17 protein-coding genes are annotated in these 17,231 nt (G+C 74.0%); 7 read left to right on the top strand and 10 right to left on the bottom strand.

What is annotated here, in order from left to right:
• Positions 1–26: 26 nt before the first annotated feature.
• The 4 genes from ACZ4W9_RS09345 to ACZ4W9_RS09330 all read right to left on the bottom strand — a co-directional run bounded on the left by ACZ4W9_RS09345 (position 27) and on the right by ACZ4W9_RS09330 (position 3,926).
• The gene (locus ACZ4W9_RS09345) at positions 27–1,196 is read right to left on the bottom strand and encodes a serine hydrolase domain-containing protein (protein ID WP_467934327.1); all 1,170 of its coding nucleotides are present in this window, start codon (positions 1,194–1,196) and stop codon (positions 27–29) included.
• A gap of 129 nt (positions 1,197–1,325) precedes the next feature.
• Positions 1,326–2,084 (bottom strand): energy-coupling factor ABC transporter ATP-binding protein, encoded by a 759-nt coding sequence (locus ACZ4W9_RS09340; protein WP_467934326.1) that lies wholly within the window; start codon positions 2,082–2,084, stop codon positions 1,326–1,328.
• Positions 2,072–2,869 carry a cobalt ECF transporter T component CbiQ gene (cbiQ, locus tag ACZ4W9_RS09335; RefSeq protein WP_467934325.1) on the bottom strand — a complete coding sequence of 266 codons (798 nt, stop codon included), beginning with the start codon at positions 2,867–2,869 and terminating at the stop codon, positions 2,072–2,074. Before cbiQ ends, ACZ4W9_RS09340 begins: the two co-directional genes overlap by 13 nt.
• A gap of 1 nt (position 2,870) precedes the next feature.
• Positions 2,871–3,926: an energy-coupling factor ABC transporter permease gene (locus ACZ4W9_RS09330; RefSeq protein ID WP_467934323.1), complete on the bottom strand. Its 1,056-nt coding sequence runs from the start codon at positions 3,924–3,926 to the stop codon at positions 2,871–2,873.
• Positions 3,927–4,075: 149 nt separating this feature from the next.
• Here ACZ4W9_RS09330 and ACZ4W9_RS09325 point away from each other — a divergent pair, with 149 nt between their 5' ends.
• Positions 4,076–4,414, top strand: coding sequence for an SsgA family sporulation/cell division regulator (locus ACZ4W9_RS09325; RefSeq protein WP_467934322.1), 339 nt, complete (start codon positions 4,076–4,078; stop codon positions 4,412–4,414).
• Here the strand turns inward: ACZ4W9_RS09325 and ACZ4W9_RS09320 are convergent, their stop codons facing one another.
• The 5 genes from ACZ4W9_RS09320 to ACZ4W9_RS09300 form a co-directional block, all read right to left on the bottom strand.
• Positions 4,415–6,079 carry a penicillin-binding transpeptidase domain-containing protein gene (locus ACZ4W9_RS09320; protein ID WP_467934320.1) on the bottom strand — a complete coding sequence of 555 codons (1,665 nt, stop codon included), beginning with the start codon at positions 6,077–6,079 and terminating at the stop codon, positions 4,415–4,417. It abuts the gene before it with no gap.
• A 94-nt stretch (positions 6,080–6,173) separates the two neighbouring features.
• Positions 6,174–7,811, bottom strand: coding sequence for a penicillin-binding transpeptidase domain-containing protein (locus tag ACZ4W9_RS09315; protein ID WP_467934319.1), 1,638 nt, complete (start codon positions 7,809–7,811; stop codon positions 6,174–6,176).
• Between the two features lie 112 nt (positions 7,812–7,923).
• Positions 7,924–8,307, bottom strand: coding sequence for a hypothetical protein (locus ACZ4W9_RS09310; protein ID WP_467934318.1), 384 nt, complete (start codon positions 8,305–8,307; stop codon positions 7,924–7,926).
• A 3-nt stretch (positions 8,308–8,310) separates the two neighbouring features.
• Positions 8,311–8,988, bottom strand: a complete 678-nt coding sequence (locus tag ACZ4W9_RS09305) for a DUF6313 family protein (protein ID WP_467934316.1) — start codon at positions 8,986–8,988, stop codon at positions 8,311–8,313.
• Positions 8,989–9,091: 103 nt separating this feature from the next.
• The gene (locus ACZ4W9_RS09300) at positions 9,092–10,849 is read right to left on the bottom strand and encodes a dolichyl-phosphate-mannose--protein mannosyltransferase (RefSeq protein WP_467934315.1); all 1,758 of its coding nucleotides are present in this window, start codon (positions 10,847–10,849) and stop codon (positions 9,092–9,094) included.
• A gap of 116 nt (positions 10,850–10,965) precedes the next feature.
• Between ACZ4W9_RS09300 and rsmI the strand changes: the two genes are divergently transcribed.
• The 6 genes from rsmI to ACZ4W9_RS09270 all read left to right on the top strand — a co-directional run bounded on the left by rsmI (position 10,966) and on the right by ACZ4W9_RS09270 (position 16,632).
• Entirely contained in the window at positions 10,966–11,814 is an 849-nt protein-coding gene (gene rsmI, locus ACZ4W9_RS09295) for a 16S rRNA (cytidine(1402)-2'-O)-methyltransferase (RefSeq protein WP_467934314.1), read from the top strand.
• Positions 11,815–12,019: 205 nt separating this feature from the next.
• Positions 12,020–12,376, top strand: a complete 357-nt coding sequence (locus ACZ4W9_RS09290) for a hypothetical protein (protein WP_467934312.1) — start codon at positions 12,020–12,022, stop codon at positions 12,374–12,376.
• A gap of 47 nt (positions 12,377–12,423) precedes the next feature.
• Positions 12,424–13,323: a TatD family hydrolase gene (locus tag ACZ4W9_RS09285; RefSeq protein ID WP_467934311.1), complete on the top strand. Its 900-nt coding sequence runs from the start codon at positions 12,424–12,426 to the stop codon at positions 13,321–13,323.
• A gap of 134 nt (positions 13,324–13,457) precedes the next feature.
• Positions 13,458–14,798, top strand: coding sequence for a ubiquitin-like domain-containing protein (locus ACZ4W9_RS09280; RefSeq protein WP_467934310.1), 1,341 nt, complete (start codon positions 13,458–13,460; stop codon positions 14,796–14,798).
• 74 nt (positions 14,799–14,872) lie between these two features.
• Positions 14,873–15,742, top strand: coding sequence for a 16S rRNA (adenine(1518)-N(6)/adenine(1519)-N(6))-dimethyltransferase RsmA (gene rsmA / locus ACZ4W9_RS09275; protein ID WP_467934308.1), 870 nt, complete (start codon positions 14,873–14,875; stop codon positions 15,740–15,742).
• Positions 15,739–16,632 carry a 4-(cytidine 5'-diphospho)-2-C-methyl-D-erythritol kinase gene (locus ACZ4W9_RS09270; protein WP_467934307.1) on the top strand — a complete coding sequence of 298 codons (894 nt, stop codon included), beginning with the start codon at positions 15,739–15,741 and terminating at the stop codon, positions 16,630–16,632. Before rsmA ends, ACZ4W9_RS09270 begins: the two co-directional genes overlap by 4 nt.
• Before the next feature lie 3 nt (positions 16,633–16,635).
• On the opposite strand, the gene ACZ4W9_RS09265 is transcribed toward ACZ4W9_RS09270, so the two are convergent.
• Positions 16,636–17,154, bottom strand: coding sequence for a Uma2 family endonuclease (locus ACZ4W9_RS09265; protein ID WP_467934444.1), 519 nt, complete (start codon positions 17,152–17,154; stop codon positions 16,636–16,638).
• Positions 17,155–17,231 lie beyond the last annotated feature (77 nt).

The raw sequence follows: 17,231 nt of genomic DNA, 5'->3' as shown, positions 1-17,231 counted from the left end.
GCGCCGGGCGCGGGTGCGGGCGCGGATCAGGCGAGCGCCGTGCGGACGGCCCGTACCAGCGCCTGCGCCCTCGGATCCGCCGTCACGCCGGCGCGGAAGCCGTTGGTGACGTAGCCGAAGGCGATGCCGGACTCCGGGTCGGCGAAGGCGAGGGCGCCGCCGCGCCCGGGATGGCCGAAGGAGCCGGGGGAGAGCAGCGGGGACGCCGGCCCGTGCAGCATGTAGCCGAGGCCGTAGCGGGTGTTGACCACCAGGACCCGGTCCGGCCCGGCGGACCGCTCGGCGCGGGCCAGCTCCATGGTGTCCGGGGTGAACAGGCGGCTGCCGCCGTCCACCTCGCCGATCAGCGCGGCGTAGAAGCGGGCCAGCCCGTCGGCCGTGGCGATGCCGTTGGAGGCGGGCAGGGCGGCGGCCCGGTAGCCGGGGTCGTTCTCGTCCGGCAGCGGGGTGATCGCGGCGAAGGCGCGGCGGGTGAGGGAGTCCGGGTCGGCGTAGGCCTCGGCCACCGCCCGCTTGGGGCGGGTCTTCAGGCCGCCCGCCGTCTCGGGCACCTTGGCCGGCCCGACCCGGCCCGCCCGCGCCCGCTCCGCCTCCGGCAGCCCGAGCCACAGGTCCGCGCCGACGGGCCCGGCGATCTCCTCGGCGATGAACGCGCCCACCGGGCGGCCGGTGACCCGGCGGAGCAGTTCACCGGTGAGCCAGCTGTAGGTCTGGGCGTGGTAGCCGTGGTCCGTGCCCGGCTCCCACACCGGCGCCTGGGCGGCGACGGCCGCGGCGCCGGCGTCGGGGCCGGCGGCCTCGGCCGGGGTCAGCGGACGGTCCAGCACGGGCACGCCCGCCCGGTGCGCCAGCAGGTGCCACACCCGCGTGCGCTCCTTGCCGGCCGCCTTGAACTGCGGCCAGTACGTGCCGACGGGCGCGTCCAGGTCCAGTTCGCCGCGCTGGTGCAGGAGCAGCAGGGCGGCGGCGGCCACGCCCTTGGTGGCCGAGCGCACGATCTGGGCGGTGCCGGGCTCCCAGGGCGCGGCCCCGGCGCCGCCGTCGATGTCCCTCCCGCCGCCCCAGAGGTGCACCACCCGGTGCCCGTCGCGGTAGACCGTGACGGCCGCGCCGCGCTCGCCGAGATGCGCGAAGTTCGCGGCGAACGCCTCCCTGACCGGCTCGAAGCCCTCGGCCACTGTGCCGTGCACGTCCACGTCCGCCGTCCCTTCCGATCGCCTGCGACAGTGGGTGCAACCGGGGCTGTGCGCCTGCGATTCCTCGGTGGGATCAGCCCGGCGGAATCGTTACACCGGCGTTGCCGGGGACGACGGCGGGACGGCGCGTCACGCGCCCGCGGTCACGGACTTCGGGTCGAAGCCGAACGGCAGCTCCAGCCGGTGCGCCCGCATCAGCGCGTCGTCGGACAGCAGCTCGCCGGTGGGGCCGTCCGCCGCGATCACGCCGTCGCTGAGGATCAGGGAGCGCGGGCACAGCTCCAGGGCGTACGGCAGGTCGTGCGTGACCATGAGGACCGTCACGTCCAGGGAGCGCAGGATGTCGGCGAGCTCCCGGCGGGAGGCCGGGTCCAGGTTGGACGACGGTTCGTCCAGGACCAGGATCTCCGGTTCCATGGCGAGCACGGTGGCCACCGCGACCCGGCGGCGCTGCCCGAAGGACAGGTGGTGCGGCGGCCGGTCGGCGAAGTCCCGCATCCCGACCCGCTCCAGCGCGGTGTCCACCCGCTCCTGGAGCGCGGCCCCCTTGATCCCGGCGGCGGCCGGGCCGAACGCCACGTCCTCCCGCACGGTCGGCATGAACAGCTGGTCGTCCGGGTCCTGGAAGACGATGCCGACCTTCTGCCGGATCGCGGCCATGTGCTGCCTGCCGACCGGCAGCCCGGCCACGGTCACCGTGCCCGTGCCGCCGCTCAGGATGCCGTTGAGGTGCAGCACCAGGGTGGTCTTGCCGGCGCCGTTGGGGCCGAGCAGGGCGACCCGTTCGCCGCGCGCGATGGTGAAGTCCACGCCGAACAGCGCCTGGTGTCCGTCCGGGTAGGCGAAGGCGAGGCCGGAGACCTCCAGAGAAGCAGTCACAGGAACCATCCCAGCAGACAGACGACGAGAGCGGCGCAGGGGAGGGCGAGGGCGTGCCGCCACTGGGCGCCGGAGGCGGTCACCTCGTCGATGACCGGCATCGATCCGGCGTACCCCCGGCTGACCATGGCCAGGTGCACCCGCTCCCCGCGTTCGTAGGAGCGGATGAACAGCGCGCCGGCGGACTTGGCGAGCACGCCCCAGTGCCGCACGCCCTTCGCCTCGAAGCCGCGCGACTCCCGGGCGATCCGCATCCGGCGCATCTCGTCGGTGATGACGTCGCCGTAGCGGATCATGAAGGAGGCGATCTGCACGAGCAGCGGGGGCAGCCTCAGGCGCTGCAGGCCCAGCAGGAGTTCGCGCAGCTCGGTGGTGGCGGCCAGCAGCACGGAGGCGGCGACGCCGAGGGTGCCCTTGGCGAGCACGTTCCAGGCGCCCCACAGTCCGTTCACGCTGAGCGAGAGCCCGAGGACGTGCACCCGCTCGCCCTCCGCGACGAACGGCATGAGCACCGCGAACGTCACGAACGGCACCTCGATCAGCAGCCGCCTGAGCAGGAAGCCGGCGGGCACGCGCGCGTGGTACGCGACGGACCCGAGCAGCACGGCGTAGACCGCGAACACCCACATCGCCTCGCGCGGGGTCGACACCACGACCACCACGAACAGGAACGCGGCGGCGAGCTTGGTGTGCGGCGGCAGCCCGTGCACGGGCGAGCGGCCCTGCCGGTACAGCCGGTGCGCTCCCCCACGCTCGGCTGCGCTCGCGCGGGAGGTACCCCCATCCGCTCCCACGTCAGACGCCCGTGTTCACGGGGGAGGCGTCGTCGGTGCGCCGCCGGCGCAGCGCCCAGAACACCGCGCTGCCCGCGACGACGGTGACCCCGACGCCGATGACGCCCGCGAGACCGCCGGACAGCCGGGCGTTGGTGACGTCCTTCACGCCGTAGTCGGCCAGCGGCGAGTCGGCCGCGGCGTGCTCCTCCGCCTTCTTGTCGATCCCCTTGTCGTGCGCGACCTTCTCCAGGCCGTCGGGGTTGGCGGAGGCGTAGAAGCTGACGAAGCCGGCCAGGACCAGGGAGGTGACGAGGCCGGTCACCCACAGGGTGCGCCGCGAGGTGCGCGCCGCCGCGGGCGCCGGGACGGCGGGCCCGGCCGCGGGGGCGTCCACCAGGGCGCCGTTCACCCGCAGCCGGAGGCGCCGGCGCAGGCCGCGTGCGCCGTACACCAGGTCGGGGCGCACGGCGATGACGGCGCCGACCGTGAGCGCGGTGATGACCGCCTCGCCGATGCCGATGAGCACGTGCACGCCGATCATCGCGGTGGCGACCTTGCCGATGGAGACGTCGGTGGTGCCGCCGACGGCGTAGATCAGGGTGAAGGCGACCGCGGCGGCGGGCACGGACACCAGCGCGGCGACGAAGGAGGCCACCGTCGCCGAGCGCCGCTTGCGGGGCAGCACGGCGAGCAGGCCGCGGAAGACGGCGTAGGACACGACGGTGGTGACGAGCGCCATGTCGGTGATGTTCACGCCGAGCGCGGTCAGCCCGCCGTCGGCGAACAGCACGCCCTGCATCAGCAGCACCACGGACACGCACAGCACGGCCGTGTACGGGCCGACGAGTATCGCGGCCAGGGCTCCGCCCAGCAGGTGTCCGCTGGTCCCGGCCGCGACGGGGAAGTTCAGCATCTGTACGGCGAAGATGAACGCCGCGACCAGACCGGCCAGCGGTGCGGTGCGCTCGTCCAGCTCGCGGCGGGCACCGCGCAGGCTCACCGCGAGGGCGCCGGCGGCGACCACTCCGGTGACCGCGGAGGTCGGGGCGTCTATGAATCCGTCAGGTACATGCACCCGACGATTTTAGGCCCTTGTTGCGAACCTCTTGCAAGAGAGACAGAGTCTCGTCTCCCACCAGAGGCGCGAACCGGGAAATGTGCGACTCTGGATGGAAGCGGATGAACGGCTTCCACCTAAGTCACGGTGCGTGAGAGGGCGGTCCGATGTCTGTAGTCGAGCAGTACGCGTGCGCTCATATCGTCACGGACGAGGAGGACCCGGGGGCCGTGCCCGTCGTGCTGCGGTACGACCCCGACCGTGATCCCCGCGCGGTCCGCATCGGGCTGCCGGGAGCGCACGAGTGGACCTTCGCCCGCGCGCTGCTCGAACGCGGACTGCGGGTGCCGGCCGAGAGCGGCGCCGTCCGGGTGTGGCCCTGCGGCCGGGTGCAGGCCGTCGTGGAGTTCCACACCGGCGACGGCGTGGAAGTGGTCCAGTTCGAGTGCAAGACCCTGCTGCGGTTCCTGCGCCGGACCTACACCGCCGAGCCGGTACGCGGCTGATCAGCCGCCGAGCTTCAGCAGCGACGCCACGACGGGCCCGGCCGTGTCGCCGCCGTGCCCGCCCGCCTGGACCACGCCCGCGGCGGCGAGATCGCCCCGGTAGGCGGTGAACCAGCCGTTCGGCTTCTTCTGGCCGTCGACCTCCGCCGAGCCGGTCTTCGCGCCGTAGTCCGGGCCGAGCCCCGCCATCGCCTCCGCCGCCGTGCCGGAGGCGGCCGTGTACCGCATCAGCTCGCGCAGCTGGGAGAGGGTCTTCGCGGACAGATCGCGCGCGGCGGTGGCCAGCTTCCGGTGGTCGACGGACGGCGCCACCAGGTACGGCTGGTGGAAGGAGCCCGCCTTCACGGTCGCCGCGACCGAGGCCATGTTCAGCGGGTTCATCCGCACCCCGCCCTGCCCGATCAGCTCGGCCGCCATCTGCGCCGCCGACTGCACCGGCACCGAGCCGTCCACGCTGGGCACGCCGATCGCCCAGTTGTTCATCGACAGCCCGAAGACCTGCTGGGCCTGCTTGGTCAGGTCGTCGTCGTCCAGCTTCTTCGCCTGGCTGATGAAGGCGGTGTTGCAGGAGCGGGCGAAACTCGCCTTGAACGTGCCGCCCTTGATCTCGAAGTCGTCGTCGTTGTGGAACTTCCAGCCGCCGTAGGTCACCGTCTTCGGGCACGGGTGCGGCTTGTCCGCCGAGGCCAGGCCCTTGTCGATGAGCAGCGACGACGTGATGACCTTCATGGTGGAGCCGGGCGCGAGGGCGCCCTGGAAGGCGGTGTTGAAGCCGTGGCCGCTGTTGGCTACCGCGAGGATCTCGCCGGTGGAGGGCCGCAGCACGACCACCGAGGCCTTCGCCCGCTTCTCCACCTGCCGCTCGGCCGCCGCCTGGAGCGCCGGGCTGAGCGTCGTCCGCACCGTGCCCGGGGTGCCCTCGCTCAGCTCCGCCAGGGTCTTGTCGGACAGCTTGGCGGCCTTGGACTCCTTGCCGCGCACCACGCGCAGCTCGATGCCCGCCGTGCCGCCGGCGGTCTTGCCGTACTTCTCCCGCAGCCCGTCCAGCACCGTGCCCAGCGACGGGTACCGGGCGGCCGTGATCTCGCCGCCGTCGCGGTCCAGCGCCTTGACCGGCGGGGTGCCGGACGCGCCGGTCACCAGCCGGTCGCCGTCCTTCAGGTCCGGGTGGACGACGGCCGCGTGCCAGTCGACGCGCGGCTCGCCGTCCCCCGGGCGCCGGACGACGGTGAGCGAACTGCCGTAGGCCAGCGGCTTGCTCACGCCCTGGTAGGCCAGGGTGGCGCGCACGTCGAACGGCACGGTGGCGCCCTTGGCGGCCTTGGGGGTGAGGGTGACGTTCTCCAGGTGGGCGTCCTTGGTGTAGCCGGTGAGCAGCGGGCCCGCCGCCGCGGGGTCGTCGGTGGCGGCGGCGGCCTCGGCCGTCCTGCCGTGCTGCCAGGCGGTGAGGAATCGGGTGGTGGCGGTGCGGACCTCGGCGGCGGTGAGCGGGCCGGTCTTCACTTTCTCGCGAGCGGCCGCGGCGGTGCCCTCGTCGGCCGCGGCCCCGCCGTCGTACAGCGCGTACAGGCCGGCCCCGGCGCCGCCGACGACCACGGCGAGCATCCCGCCGAGCACGGCGGGACGGGTCTTGTGCCGCTCGGCGACGCGCCTTCTCTTGCCCACAGCCTCAGTTCCTCCGCGCCTTTTCCAGGCTCTCCTAAGCCCTCACTCTCCAACGACGGCTTTCACCTTAAGGTCCCCGTCTCCACGGGTGATCTCAACCGGCGTTCCGTAGCACGGTTGCGACAATCGGCCCGGCGGCGTCGACACCGTGCCCGCCGTCCTGGACCATGGCCGCCGCCGCGACATCGCCCCGGTAACCGGTGAACCAGCTGTCCGACCGGGCCGCGCCGTCGGTCTCGGCGGACCCGGTCTTCGCGCCGACGTCCCCGCCCAGGCCGGCCATCACCCCGGCGGCGGTGCCGGAGCGCGCGGTGCGGCCCATCATGGCGCGCAACTGCCGGACGGTGCCCGGCGCGAGGCCCCGCGCGCGTGCCGGCTCCCGGCCGTCCAGGCTCAGCGGGACGATCACCGGCTGGCGGAAGGCGCCGGTCATCGCGGTCGCCGTCACGGAGGCCATGTTCAGCGGGCTCATCTGCACCGTGCCCTGGCCGATGAGACCGGCCGCCGTGTCGGGCCCGCCGGAGACGGGGACCCGGCCGTCGAAGGTGGGCACACCGGCCTGCCAGTCGTTCCGGCCGAGCCCGAAGCGGTCCTGGGCCTCCTTGGTGAGGGAGTCGGGCCGCACCTCGTCGGCGAACTTCACGAAGGCCGTGTTGCAGGAGCGGGCGAAGCTGTCGGCGAGGGTGGCGTGCTCGTCGGGCGCCAGCCCCTCGAGGTTCTGGAAGGTCTGGCTCTCCGAGACGGCCGAGGGCGGGCAGGGCGCCGGGCCGTCGGCCGTGGTCAGGCCGTTGTCGATGAGGGTGGCCGCGCTGACGATCTTCATGGTGGAGCCGGGGGCGCGTTCGCCGAGGAGGGCCGCGTCGAAGCCGTCCTGCCGGTTGTTGGCGACGGCGAGGATCTCGCCGGTGCTCGGCTTGACGGCCGCCACCGAGGACTCGGGGTACTTCAGCACGGCCGCCTCGGCCGCCGCCTGGACGCTCGCGCTGAGCGTGGTCGGCAGCCGGCCCGGCCGGCCCTCGGCCAGGGTGACCAGCGGGGTGTCCGCGGCCTGGCCGCCGTCCGCCCCGGCCTCGTGCCGGATCACCAGCTCCACGCCGGGCCGGCCGCCGGCCCTCTCGCCGTAGCGGCTCCTCAGCTCGTCCAGCAGGGGGCCGAGCGAGGGGTACTTCTCCCGGGTCAGCACCTTCCCGTCGCGGTCCACGGGCTCGATCAGCGGGGCGGACGACTCCCCGGTGGCCAGCGTGTCGCCCCGGCGCAGCCGCGGGTGGACGACGGAGGGCCGCCAGTCGACCAGCGCCCGGTGCGAGGTTCTGCCGCGGACGACGGTGAGCGTGCCGCGGTAGGACAGCGGCTTGGACGTGCCGCCGTAGGACACCGTCGCCGTCACCGAGAAGGGCACCGTGTCGCCGACGGGCGTGTCCGGGGCGATGCGCACCTCGCCTATGTGCGCGTCCCGGCCGTAGGCCGTCAGCAGCGCCCGGGCGGCCTCCGGGTAGTTCGTGTACGAGGCCGCGGTCGCCGCGTCCCCCTTCTCCCAGGCGGCGAAGAACGCCTTGGTGGTCTCCTTCACCTCCGAGCCGCCGGGCGGCCCGGTGCGCGGGGGTGCCACGCCGGCCGCCGTGCCGCTGTCCCCGCTCATGGCGGACGCGAAGTTGTAGAGCCCGTAGCCGGCGCCGCTCAGCAGCGTGACGCACACCCCGCCCACCACGGCCGCCTTGACCCCGTTGCGCATGACGCGGATCCCCCTCCCGTTCAGCCTGTTGAACATGTTCAATTCGACATGCGGGAGCACTGTAAGCGGTTGTGGTGCGCTGGGAACGGGAGTTTTCGAACCGTGACTCGATTCAGCGGCCGCCCGGACGCGGTGGCCGGAACGGGTCGCCGGGGTCACCGGGGCCCCGGGGCTCGTCCGGAGGCCTCGGCAGGAACGGCAGCGGGAGCATGGCGTCGGAGTGCGACCAGGTGCGGTACCGCGCCGCCAGGCCCTGGAGCATCTCCCCGTTCCAGTCCCCCTCCGCGGGCCGGAACTCCTCGACCCGCACCCCGGCGACATCGAGCAGGTCGAGCAGCATCCGGGCGATCAGTTCCTGGTCGAGCTGGTCCTCGACGTCCTCCGAGCCCCAGCGGATCAGCGTCTCGGCGGCCCGGGTCAGGCCCTCTGCGCTGGCCGTGGGGAAGGCCAGGGCCAGCGAGGCCCGCATGATCTCCACCGCGTCGTCGGAACGCACGGCTCACCGCCTCCTCTCGCACACGACGCACAGTCCGCTGCTCCGGGCCGTGACGCGCAGCGCCATCTTCGCCGCGCTCTGCACCTGCCGCAGGCACTCGTGGCGGTCCAGGTGAGCGTACTGCTGGGTCGACATGGTGTCCCGCACGAAGACCTCCCAGTGGTCCTGGGCCCGGGCCCAGTCGTTGCGGTGCGCCACCCGCACCCAGGCGTCGACGAAGTCCTGCTGGGCGACGGTCCCGTGGAAGTAGGCGGCCAGGTTGTCGATGAGGCCGGGCGGACGCAGCCGCTGGCGCAGCCTGCGCTGCCGGAAGAGGGTGTGCGTCGAGATCGACTTCGCCCGGCTGATGCGCTCGGCGATCACATGACCGGCGAACCCGCCGATGATGGCGGGGACGAGGAGCCAGCCCACGAGCGACGCCAGCCACAACGGCAGGTGCCGGGGCGCGTCGATCATGGCGAAGACCCGGTAGACCCCGCTCGGGCTCTGCGCCCGCGCCGCGAAGACGTACAGCGCGCCCAGACAGGCGAGCAGCGGCAGCCCCCAGTCCAGGATCCACTGGGTGACGCCCTTCAGTGCCTTGCGCGACCGCCAGGCCCGGCGCAGCCGCCCGAGGAAGCGCTGCCGCCCCGGAGGCAGCTTGAGATGACCCGGAATCGGGATGGGCCCGCCGTGCAGCAACTACTCCCCCAGGCTGTCGTCACCACAGCGCGCCGGACCCCCGGCCCCCCGCGCCGAACACGCCCGATTCTGCCCCAGCCCGGGCCCGCCCGGCACCGCCCGGCTAAACCCACGTATCCAGCCACATCCGCGACCGCCACGAGTCGATGGGGATCGCGGTGCCCGTGTAAAGGGGCCAGAAGTAGATGAAGTTCCAGGCGATCAGGAGGACCAGGACGCCCGCCGCCGTCGCGCCGATCACCCGGCGGGTGTCCGTGGAGCGCGGCGGGCCGATGACCGCGCCGGTCGTCATCGCCACCGCCAGGCACAGGAACGGCACGAAGACGACCGCGTAGAAGAGGAAGATCGTCCGCTCCTGGTACAGGAACCACGGAAGATAGCCGGCCGCGACGGCGCAGGCGATGGCGCCGGCCCGCCAGTCGCGGCGCAGCGCCCAGCGCCACAGCACGTAGGCGATCGCGAAGCAGGCCGCCCACCACAGCAGCGGCGTGCCGAGCGCCAGCACCTCCCGGGCGCACTTCTGCCCCGCGTCCGCCGGGCAGCCGTCGGTGCCGGGGCCGGGCGACTCGTAGAAGTACGACACCGGGCGGCCCAGCACGAGCCAGCTCCACGGGTTCGACTGGTACGTGTGCGGCTGGTCGAGACCGACGTGGAACTTGTACACCTCGTGCTCGTAGTGCCACAGGCTGCGCAGCCAGTCCGGCAGGAAGGACCAGGTGCCGCCCCTGCCGTCGGTGGCCGCCCAGTTGCGGTAATAGCCGCCGGTGCCGTCGGTGGGGGACAGGATCCAGCCCGTCCAGGAGGCCACGTAGACCACCAGCGCCACCGGGATCGTCGCCACGAAGGCGGCCCCGGTGTCGTACTTGAGGACCGCGAGGTAGGGGTGACGGGCACCGGCCACCTTGCGGGTGCCGACGTCCCACAGGACCGTCAGCACGCAGAACGCCGCCAGCACGTACAGGCCGTTCCACTTCGTGCCCACCGCGAGGCCCAGCATCACCCCCGCCGTCCAGCGCCAGGGCCGCCAGCCGAACCGGAAGGCGTCGGCGACCGCCGCGTCCGGCCGCACCCGGCCGTCCGGCCCGGCCGGCAGCGTGGCGGCCAGTGCCTCCCGCGCCCGGTCCCGGTCGACCACCAGGGCGCCGAACGCGGCCAGCACGAAGAACATCAGCACGCCGTCCAGCAGCGACGTCCGGCTCATCACGAAGTGCAGCCCGTCCACCGCCATCAGCGCGCCCGCCAGGCAGCCGAGGAACGTCGAGCGGAACATCCGGCGCCCGATCCGGCACAGCAGCAGCACGCTCAGCGTCCCGAGCAGCGCCGTCATGAACCGCCAGCCGAACGGGTCGAACCCGAACAGCAGCTCCCCGAGCCCGATCACGTACTTGCCGACCGGCGGGTGCACCACGTACGCCGGGTCCGTCGGCACCGCCAGGCCGCCGTGCTGCTGGAGCACCATGTCGTTGGCGTTCTTGCCGTACTGGTCCCAGCTGACCTCGAAGCCGCGGTGGACGAGCGCCCAGGCGTCCTTGGCGTAGTACGTCTCGTCGAATATCACCGCCCGCGGACTGCCCAGGTGCCAGAACCGCATCAGGCCCGCCATCAGCGTCACCAGCAGCGGCCCGCCCCAGCCCGACCAGCGGGTGATCCGCTCCGCCAGGACCGGCGAGGCGCCCAGCGTCCGCCACAGCCGGGGACTCGGCTGCGCGTACGGCGGCACCAGCCGGTCGCGCACGTCACCGGCCGGCGCGTCCTTGCCCGGCGCGTACCCGAATCGGCGCAGCCGCTGCTGCCACGACGGCCGCCGGTCGTGCGGTGCCCGGCCCTGCCGGAGGTCCATGGAGGACGCGGTACTGGTCACCGCGCCATCGTAGGGAACCGGCCTGTGCGAGTCCCGTGCATGCGCGCCACCGAATCCGGACACGGCCGTTTTCCTCCGCGTTCCCGGGCACCCCGGAGCCCTGGGAGGATGGACGGGTGACTGGAACCCTTGTCCTGGCAGGTACCCCCATCGGCGACATCGCGGACGCGCCGCCCCGGCTGGCCGAGGAGCTGGCCGCGGCCGACGTGGTCGCCGCCGAGGACACCCGGCGGCTGCGCCGGCTCACCCAGGCGCTGGGCGTCACCCCCAAGGGCCGCGTGGTCTCCTACTTCGAGGGCAACGAGTCCGCCCGCACCCCCGAGCTGGTCGCCGAGCTGGCCGGCGGCGCACGCGTGCTGCTGGTGACCGACGCCGGCATGCCGTCCGTCTCCGACCCCGGCTACCGGCTGGTCGCCGCCGCCGTGGAGCAGGACATCCGGGTCACCGCCGTCCCCGGCCCGTCCGCCGTGCTCACCGCGCTCGCGCTGTCCGGGCTGCCCGTGGACCGGTTCTGCTTCGAGGGCTTCCTGCCGCGCAAGGCCGGCGAGCGGCTGTCGCGGCTGCGCGAGGTGGCGGCCGAGCGGCGCACCCTCGTCTACTTCGAGGCCCCGCACCGGCTCGACGACACCCTCGCCGCGATGGCCGAGGTCTTCGGCGACCAGCGCCGGGCCGCCGTCTGCCGCGAGCTGACCAAGACCTACGAGGAGGTGCGGCGCGGCCCGCTGGCCGAGCTGGCGCGGTGGGCCGCGGAGGGCGTGCGCGGGGAGATCACCGTGGTGGTCGAGGGCGCGCCGGAGACCGGACCGGAGGAACTGGACGCGGAGGAACTGGTGCGCCGGGTCCGGGTCCGGGAGGAGGCCGGGGAGCGGCGCAAGGAGGCGATCGCTGCGGTGGCGGTGGCGGCGGGGGTGCCGAAGCGGGTGGTCTTCGACGCGGTGGTCGCCGCCAAGCGGGCCGGCGGGTGACGTTCGTCGCGCCGGGGGACGCCGTGGGCGGCGCCCCCATACGCCGGCAAAGTACCGGCCTGGTGGGCAAAGCCCACTCGTCCCAATCGGCCCGCTTGGGCAAGTAGGGGCCAAATCGGGGCCAACAGTCGGCAGGACGGATGCATTCGCGCCACCGGAGGCGTCCACTGGGCGAGAAGACGCACCCCTCCGAAAGGGAGCCGGCATGAGTGACATAGCGTCGTACGCCTTCGCCTGCATGCGCTGCGGACACGGCTGGGAGCAGTCGTACGCCATCGAGCACCACACGAACGCCGAGGGGGAGCGGTTCGTGCGGTACGTGACCGACGGCCGGATCGTGCCGTCGCCGCTGACCCGGCCGGTCTGCCAGAACTGCGACGGTCACCTCGTCCGGATCATGCGCGCGGGCCAGGTGGCCGCCGTGCGCGCCGCGGCCGACGGGCCGCACCGGGTGCCGGCGGCGGGCCCGGTCGAGGTGCCCCGGGCGCCGGGTCAGGCCGGCCCGTCGCACCACTGGCACCTGTCCGACCTGCTGCACCCGTTCCACCGCAAGGCCGGCTGAGCGGAGCACCGGCCGGCCGCGGCCTGCCCCTTTCGTAGGATCGGGGCATGCCTTCGAACGCCGGCCACAGCTCCAAGGGCGACGACAAGAACGCGGCCCCGCCGCTTCCGGTACCCCTGCGGGTGCCCGTCGCCGACTCCCACACCCATCTCGACATGCAGTCCGGCACGGTCGAGGAGGGCCTGGCGAAGGCCGCCTCGGTGGGCGTCACGACGGTCGTGCAGGTCGGCTGCGACATCAAGGGCTCGCGGTGGGCCGCCGAGACCGCCGCCGCGCACGAGAACGTCCACGCCGCCGTCGCCCTGCACCCCAACGAGGCCCCGCGGATCGTCCACGGCGATCCCGACGGATGGTCCCGGCAGGGGGCGCGGGCGGCGGGCGGGGACGCGGCGCTGGACGAGGCCCTCGCCGAGATCGACCGGCTGGCCGCGCTGCCGCACGTCAAGGGCGTCGGCGAGACGGGCCTCGACCACTTCCGCACCGGCCCCGAGGGCAAGGCCGCGCAGGAACGCTCCTTCCGGGCCCACATCGAGATCGCCAAGCGGCACGGCAAGGCGCTCGTCATCCACGACCGCGACGCCCACGCCGACGTGCTGCGGATCCTGAAGGAGGAGGGCGCCCCCGAGCGCACCGTCTTCCACTGCTACTCCGGCGACGCCGAGATGGCCGGGATCTGCGCCCGCGAGGGCTATTTCATGTCCTTCGCCGGGAACGTCACCTTCAAGAACGCCCAGAACCTCCGGGACGCCCTCGCCGTCGCCCCGCTGGACCTGGTCCTGGTGGAGACCGACGCGCCGTTCCTCACCCCGGCGCCGTACCGCGGACGGCCCAACGCGCCGTATCTCGTTCCGGTCACGGTCCGCGCGATGGCCGCCGTGCGCGGCATCGACGAGGACGCGCTGGCGACGGCCCTGGCCGCGAACACCGCCCGCGCCTTCGACTACTGACCGTCACGAGGGCGCCGCCGGGCGCCCGCGGCACGCGACCGTGCGTAGTCGTGCCGCTTTGGAGAGTGACCGGAGCTCCGCTAGGTTCTGGTGGCCCGATCCGGACCCCTCTGGCCTCTCTGGAGCGTGTCGGCGTGAGCAAGTCGCAGTACGAGACGTACGAGGCGTACCGCCCCGGCGCCGCGCGCGGCCCGGCGGTGCGGGAACTGCCGGCGCACGCGCGGGCGGGCGAGCCGCCCGCCCTCCCGCGGCAGGGCGGGAGCGCGCCGCCGGGGGACGGGGCACGCGGGCACGGCACGGACGGCCTCCGGACGGAGAGCGAGGCCGGTGAGCCGGGCGGGCGCGGCGCACGCCGGCGCCGGGCGCGCGGCGGCGAGCGGCCGGAATCCGCCGTGCGCCGCCTGCTGCCGCAGGCCCTGGTCGTGGCCTTCCTCGCCGGCGGCACCAGCGCCTTCGTCGCCAAGGACAAGGCGATCGAGCTGAGCGTCGACGGCCGGCCGCGCACCCTGCACACCTTCGCCGACGACGTGGGCGAGCTGCTCGCCGAGGAGGGCGTGCGCGTAGGGGCGCACGACATGGTCGCGCCCGCCCCCGGCACGGCGCTCACCAGCGGCGACGAGGTCGCGGTGCGCTACGGCCGCCCCGTACGGCTCACCCTGGACGGGCGGAGCCGGCAGGTGTGGACGACGGCGCGCACCGTGGCGGGCGCCCTGGACCAGCTGGGCGTCCGCGCCGAGGGCGCCTACCTGTCCGCCTCGCGCTCCCAGCGCATCGGACGCGCCGGGCTCGCGCTCGACGTGCGCACCGAGCGCGCCGTCACCGTCATGGCGGACGGCCGGACCCGCCTCGTGCGCACCAACGCGGCCACCGTCCGGGAGGTGGTCGAGGAGGCCGGGATCATCCTGCGCGGCCAGGACACCCTGTCCGTTCCCGGGGACGGCTTCCCGCGCGACGGCCAGACGGTGACCGTGCTGCGGGTGACCGGCCGGCGCGAGGTCCACGAGGAGCAGATCCCGTTCCCGGCCGTACGGATCACCGACCCCACCCTCTTCCGGGGCACCGAGGTCGTCACCCGGCCCGGCCGCCCCGGACTGCGCCGCACCGTCTACTACGTGCGCACCGTCAACGGCGTCCGGCAGCGGCCGCGCCCGGAGCGGACCGAGCTGGTCCGCGCGCCCCGCACCCAGGTGGTGAAGGTCGGCACCCGGCCGCGGCCCGCCTCCGTCCACGACGCCGACCACCTGGACTGGCACGCCCTCGCCGTCTGCGAGTCCGGCGCCCGCCCCGACGCGGTCGACCCCTCGGGCACCTACGGCGGCCTCTACCAGTTCGACACCCGCACCTGGCACGGCCTCGGCGGCAAGGGCCGCCCCCAGGACGCCTCCCCGCAGGAGCAGACGTTCCGCGCGAAGAAGCTGTACGTGCGGCGGGGGGCGAGCCCCTGGCCGCTCTGCGGCGCGAGGCTGCGGGGGTAGTCCCGCGCGGCCGGCCCGCGGCCGGGGCCGGGTGCCTGGCACCCCGGCCCCCCGCACCCCCGTACCCTTGTCCCGTGACCAGCCCCACCCCCGACGCCCTCCTCGGCCCCGCCGACATCCGTGAGCTCGCGGCAGCGCTCGGCGTCCGCCCCACCAAGCAGCGCGGCCAGAACTTCGTGATCGACGCCAACACGGTCCGCCGGATCGTGCGTACCGCCGGGGTCCGCCCCGACGACGTGGTCGTGGAGGTCGGCCCCGGGCTCGGCTCGCTCACCCTCGCCCTGCTGGAGGTCGCCGACCGGGTCACCGCCGTCGAGATCGACGACGTGCTGGCCGCGGCCCTCCCGGCGACCATCGCCGCGCGCATGCCCGAGCGCGCTGGCCGGTTCGCACTGGTCCACTCCGACGCGATGCAGGTCGCCGAGCTGCCCGGCCCCGCGCCGACGGCCCTGGTGGCGAACCTGCCGTACAACGTGGCCGTGCCCGTGCTGCTGCACATGCTCGACACCTTCCCGAGCATCGAGCGGACGCTGGTGATGGTGCAGTCCGAGGTCGCCGACCGGCTCGCCGCCGCCCCCGGCAACAAGGTGTACGGCGTGCCGTCCGTGAAGGCCAACTGGTACGCCGAGGTGAAGCGGGCCGGGGCCATCGGCCGGAACGTGTTCTGGCCGGCGCCGAACGTCGACAGCGGACTGGTGTCCCTGGTCCGGCGGACCGAGCCGATCGGGACGACCGCCTCGAAGAAGCAGGTCTTCGCGGTGGTCGACGCGGCGTTCGCGCAGCGCCGCAAGACCCTGCGGGCCGCGCTCGCCGGCTGGGCCGGCTCCGCGGCGGCGGCCGAGGCGGCCCTCGTCGCGGCCGGGGTCTCGCCGCAGGCGCGCGGGGAGTCCCTGACGGTCGAGGAGTTCGCGCGGATCGCCGAACACAAGGAGAGCGGCAAGTGAGCGTCACGGTACGCGTCCCGGCCAAGGTCAACGTCCAGCTCGCGGTGGGCGCCGCCCGCCCCGACGGGTTCCACGACCTGGCCAACGTCTTCCTCGCCGTCGGCCTGCACGACGAGGTGACGGTGACCCCGGCGGAGGAACTCCGGATCACCTGCGAGGGCCCGGACGCCGACCAGGTCCCGCTGGACCGCACCAACCTCGCCGCGCGCGCCGCGCTCGCCCTCGCCGCGCGCCGGGGCATCGAGCCGGACGTGCACCTCCACATCGCCAAGGACATCCCGGTCGCCGGCGGCATGGCGGGCGGCAGCGCGGACGGCGCGGGCGCGCTGCTCGCGTGCGACACGCTGTGGGGCACGGGCGCCTCGCGCGAGGAACTCCTGGAGATCTGCGCCGAGCTGGGCAGCGACGTGCCGTTCAGCCTGGTCGGCGGGGCGGCGCTCGGCGTCGGGCGGGGCGAGCGGCTGACGGAGCTGGAGGTCGGCGGCACCTTCCACTGGGTGTTCGCGATGGCCGGGCGCGGCCTGTCCACCCCGGCGGTGTTCCGCGAGTTCGACCGGCTCGCACAGGGCCGGGAGATCCCGGAGCCGGTGGCCTCGCCGGACCTGCTGGCCGCGCTCGCCAAGGGCGACCCGGACGCGCTGGCCGCGGCCGTCTCCAACGACCTCCAGCCGGCGGCGCTGTCCCTGTTCCCGGAGCTGGCGGACACGCTGGCGGCGGGGCGCGGCGCGGGCGCGTTGGCCGCGCTGGTCTCCGGGTCCGGTCCCACGACGGCGTTCCTGGTGCGGGACGCCGGGGCGGCTCAGAAGGTGGCCGAAGCCCTGCGGGCGTCGGGGACGTGCGGGGCGGTGCGGGTGGCGGCGGGGCCGGTGGCGGGGGCGACGGTTCTCTGAGGTTCAGAGGTTGCCGATGGCGGTCAGGTCGATGTCGATGTCGAACGGGACGGAGACCTTCAGCCGGTTGTGGTGAATTCCGGTGACCGTGTAGCTCTTGGTGACCGGATCGCGCTCGTACACGTAGACGACCGGCCGCTCGTCCTCTCCCGCCATCTCCACCAGCCAGAAGTGGTTGATCCCCGCGGCGGCGTACTTGCGTGGCTCGGTGTCGCGGTCGCGGGACTCCGATTCCGGCGAAACGACCTCCACGGCGAGGACGACATCGGTGGCTCGGAACGACGTCTGGCCGCGCTCGGTGACCGCCTCCGCGCGAAGCAGGGAGACGTCCGGCCCGGGCGCGTTCTTGCGATCGATGACGATGGTCATCTCGCGGCGGACCCTGAACCTCGGGGGCACCGTCCGGCGGAGGCCGCTTACCAGCAGGTCGATGACAATGCTGTGGAAATCTGCGGCTCGGCAGTCATGGTTCCTCCCATGGACGGGATCCTGCGGCCTGCCTCCCCACCGTAGCGGCCGCATCCCGATCACGTCACCACAGAGAGTGACCACCCCCTCACCCCCCGCCCCCACCCCCCGAAGCCCTACGCTAGAAGGCT

Source organism: Streptomyces sp. NPDC029296, from assembly GCF_055569255.1.
This window is presented reverse-complemented; position numbering and strand designations above follow the sequence as displayed.

Excerpts from the sequence above, each read along its gene's own strand:
- ACZ4W9_RS09340 (WP_467934326.1), bottom strand. The coding sequence starts at position 2,084 with ATGGTTCCTGTGACTGCTTCTCTGGAGGTCTCCGGCCTCGCCTTCGCC.
- ACZ4W9_RS09325 (WP_467934322.1), top strand. The coding sequence starts at position 4,076 with ATGTCTGTAGTCGAGCAGTACGCGTGCGCTCATATCGTCACGGACGAG.
- ACZ4W9_RS09315 (WP_467934319.1), bottom strand. The coding sequence starts at position 7,811 with ATGCGCAACGGGGTCAAGGCGGCCGTGGTGGGCGGGGTGTGCGTCACG.
- ACZ4W9_RS09290 (WP_467934312.1), top strand. The coding sequence starts at position 12,020 with ATGAGTGACATAGCGTCGTACGCCTTCGCCTGCATGCGCTGCGGACAC.
- ACZ4W9_RS09285 (WP_467934311.1), top strand. The coding sequence starts at position 12,424 with ATGCCTTCGAACGCCGGCCACAGCTCCAAGGGCGACGACAAGAACGCG.
- ACZ4W9_RS09265 (WP_467934444.1), bottom strand. The coding sequence starts at position 17,154 with ATGCGGCCGCTACGGTGGGGAGGCAGGCCGCAGGATCCCGTCCATGGG.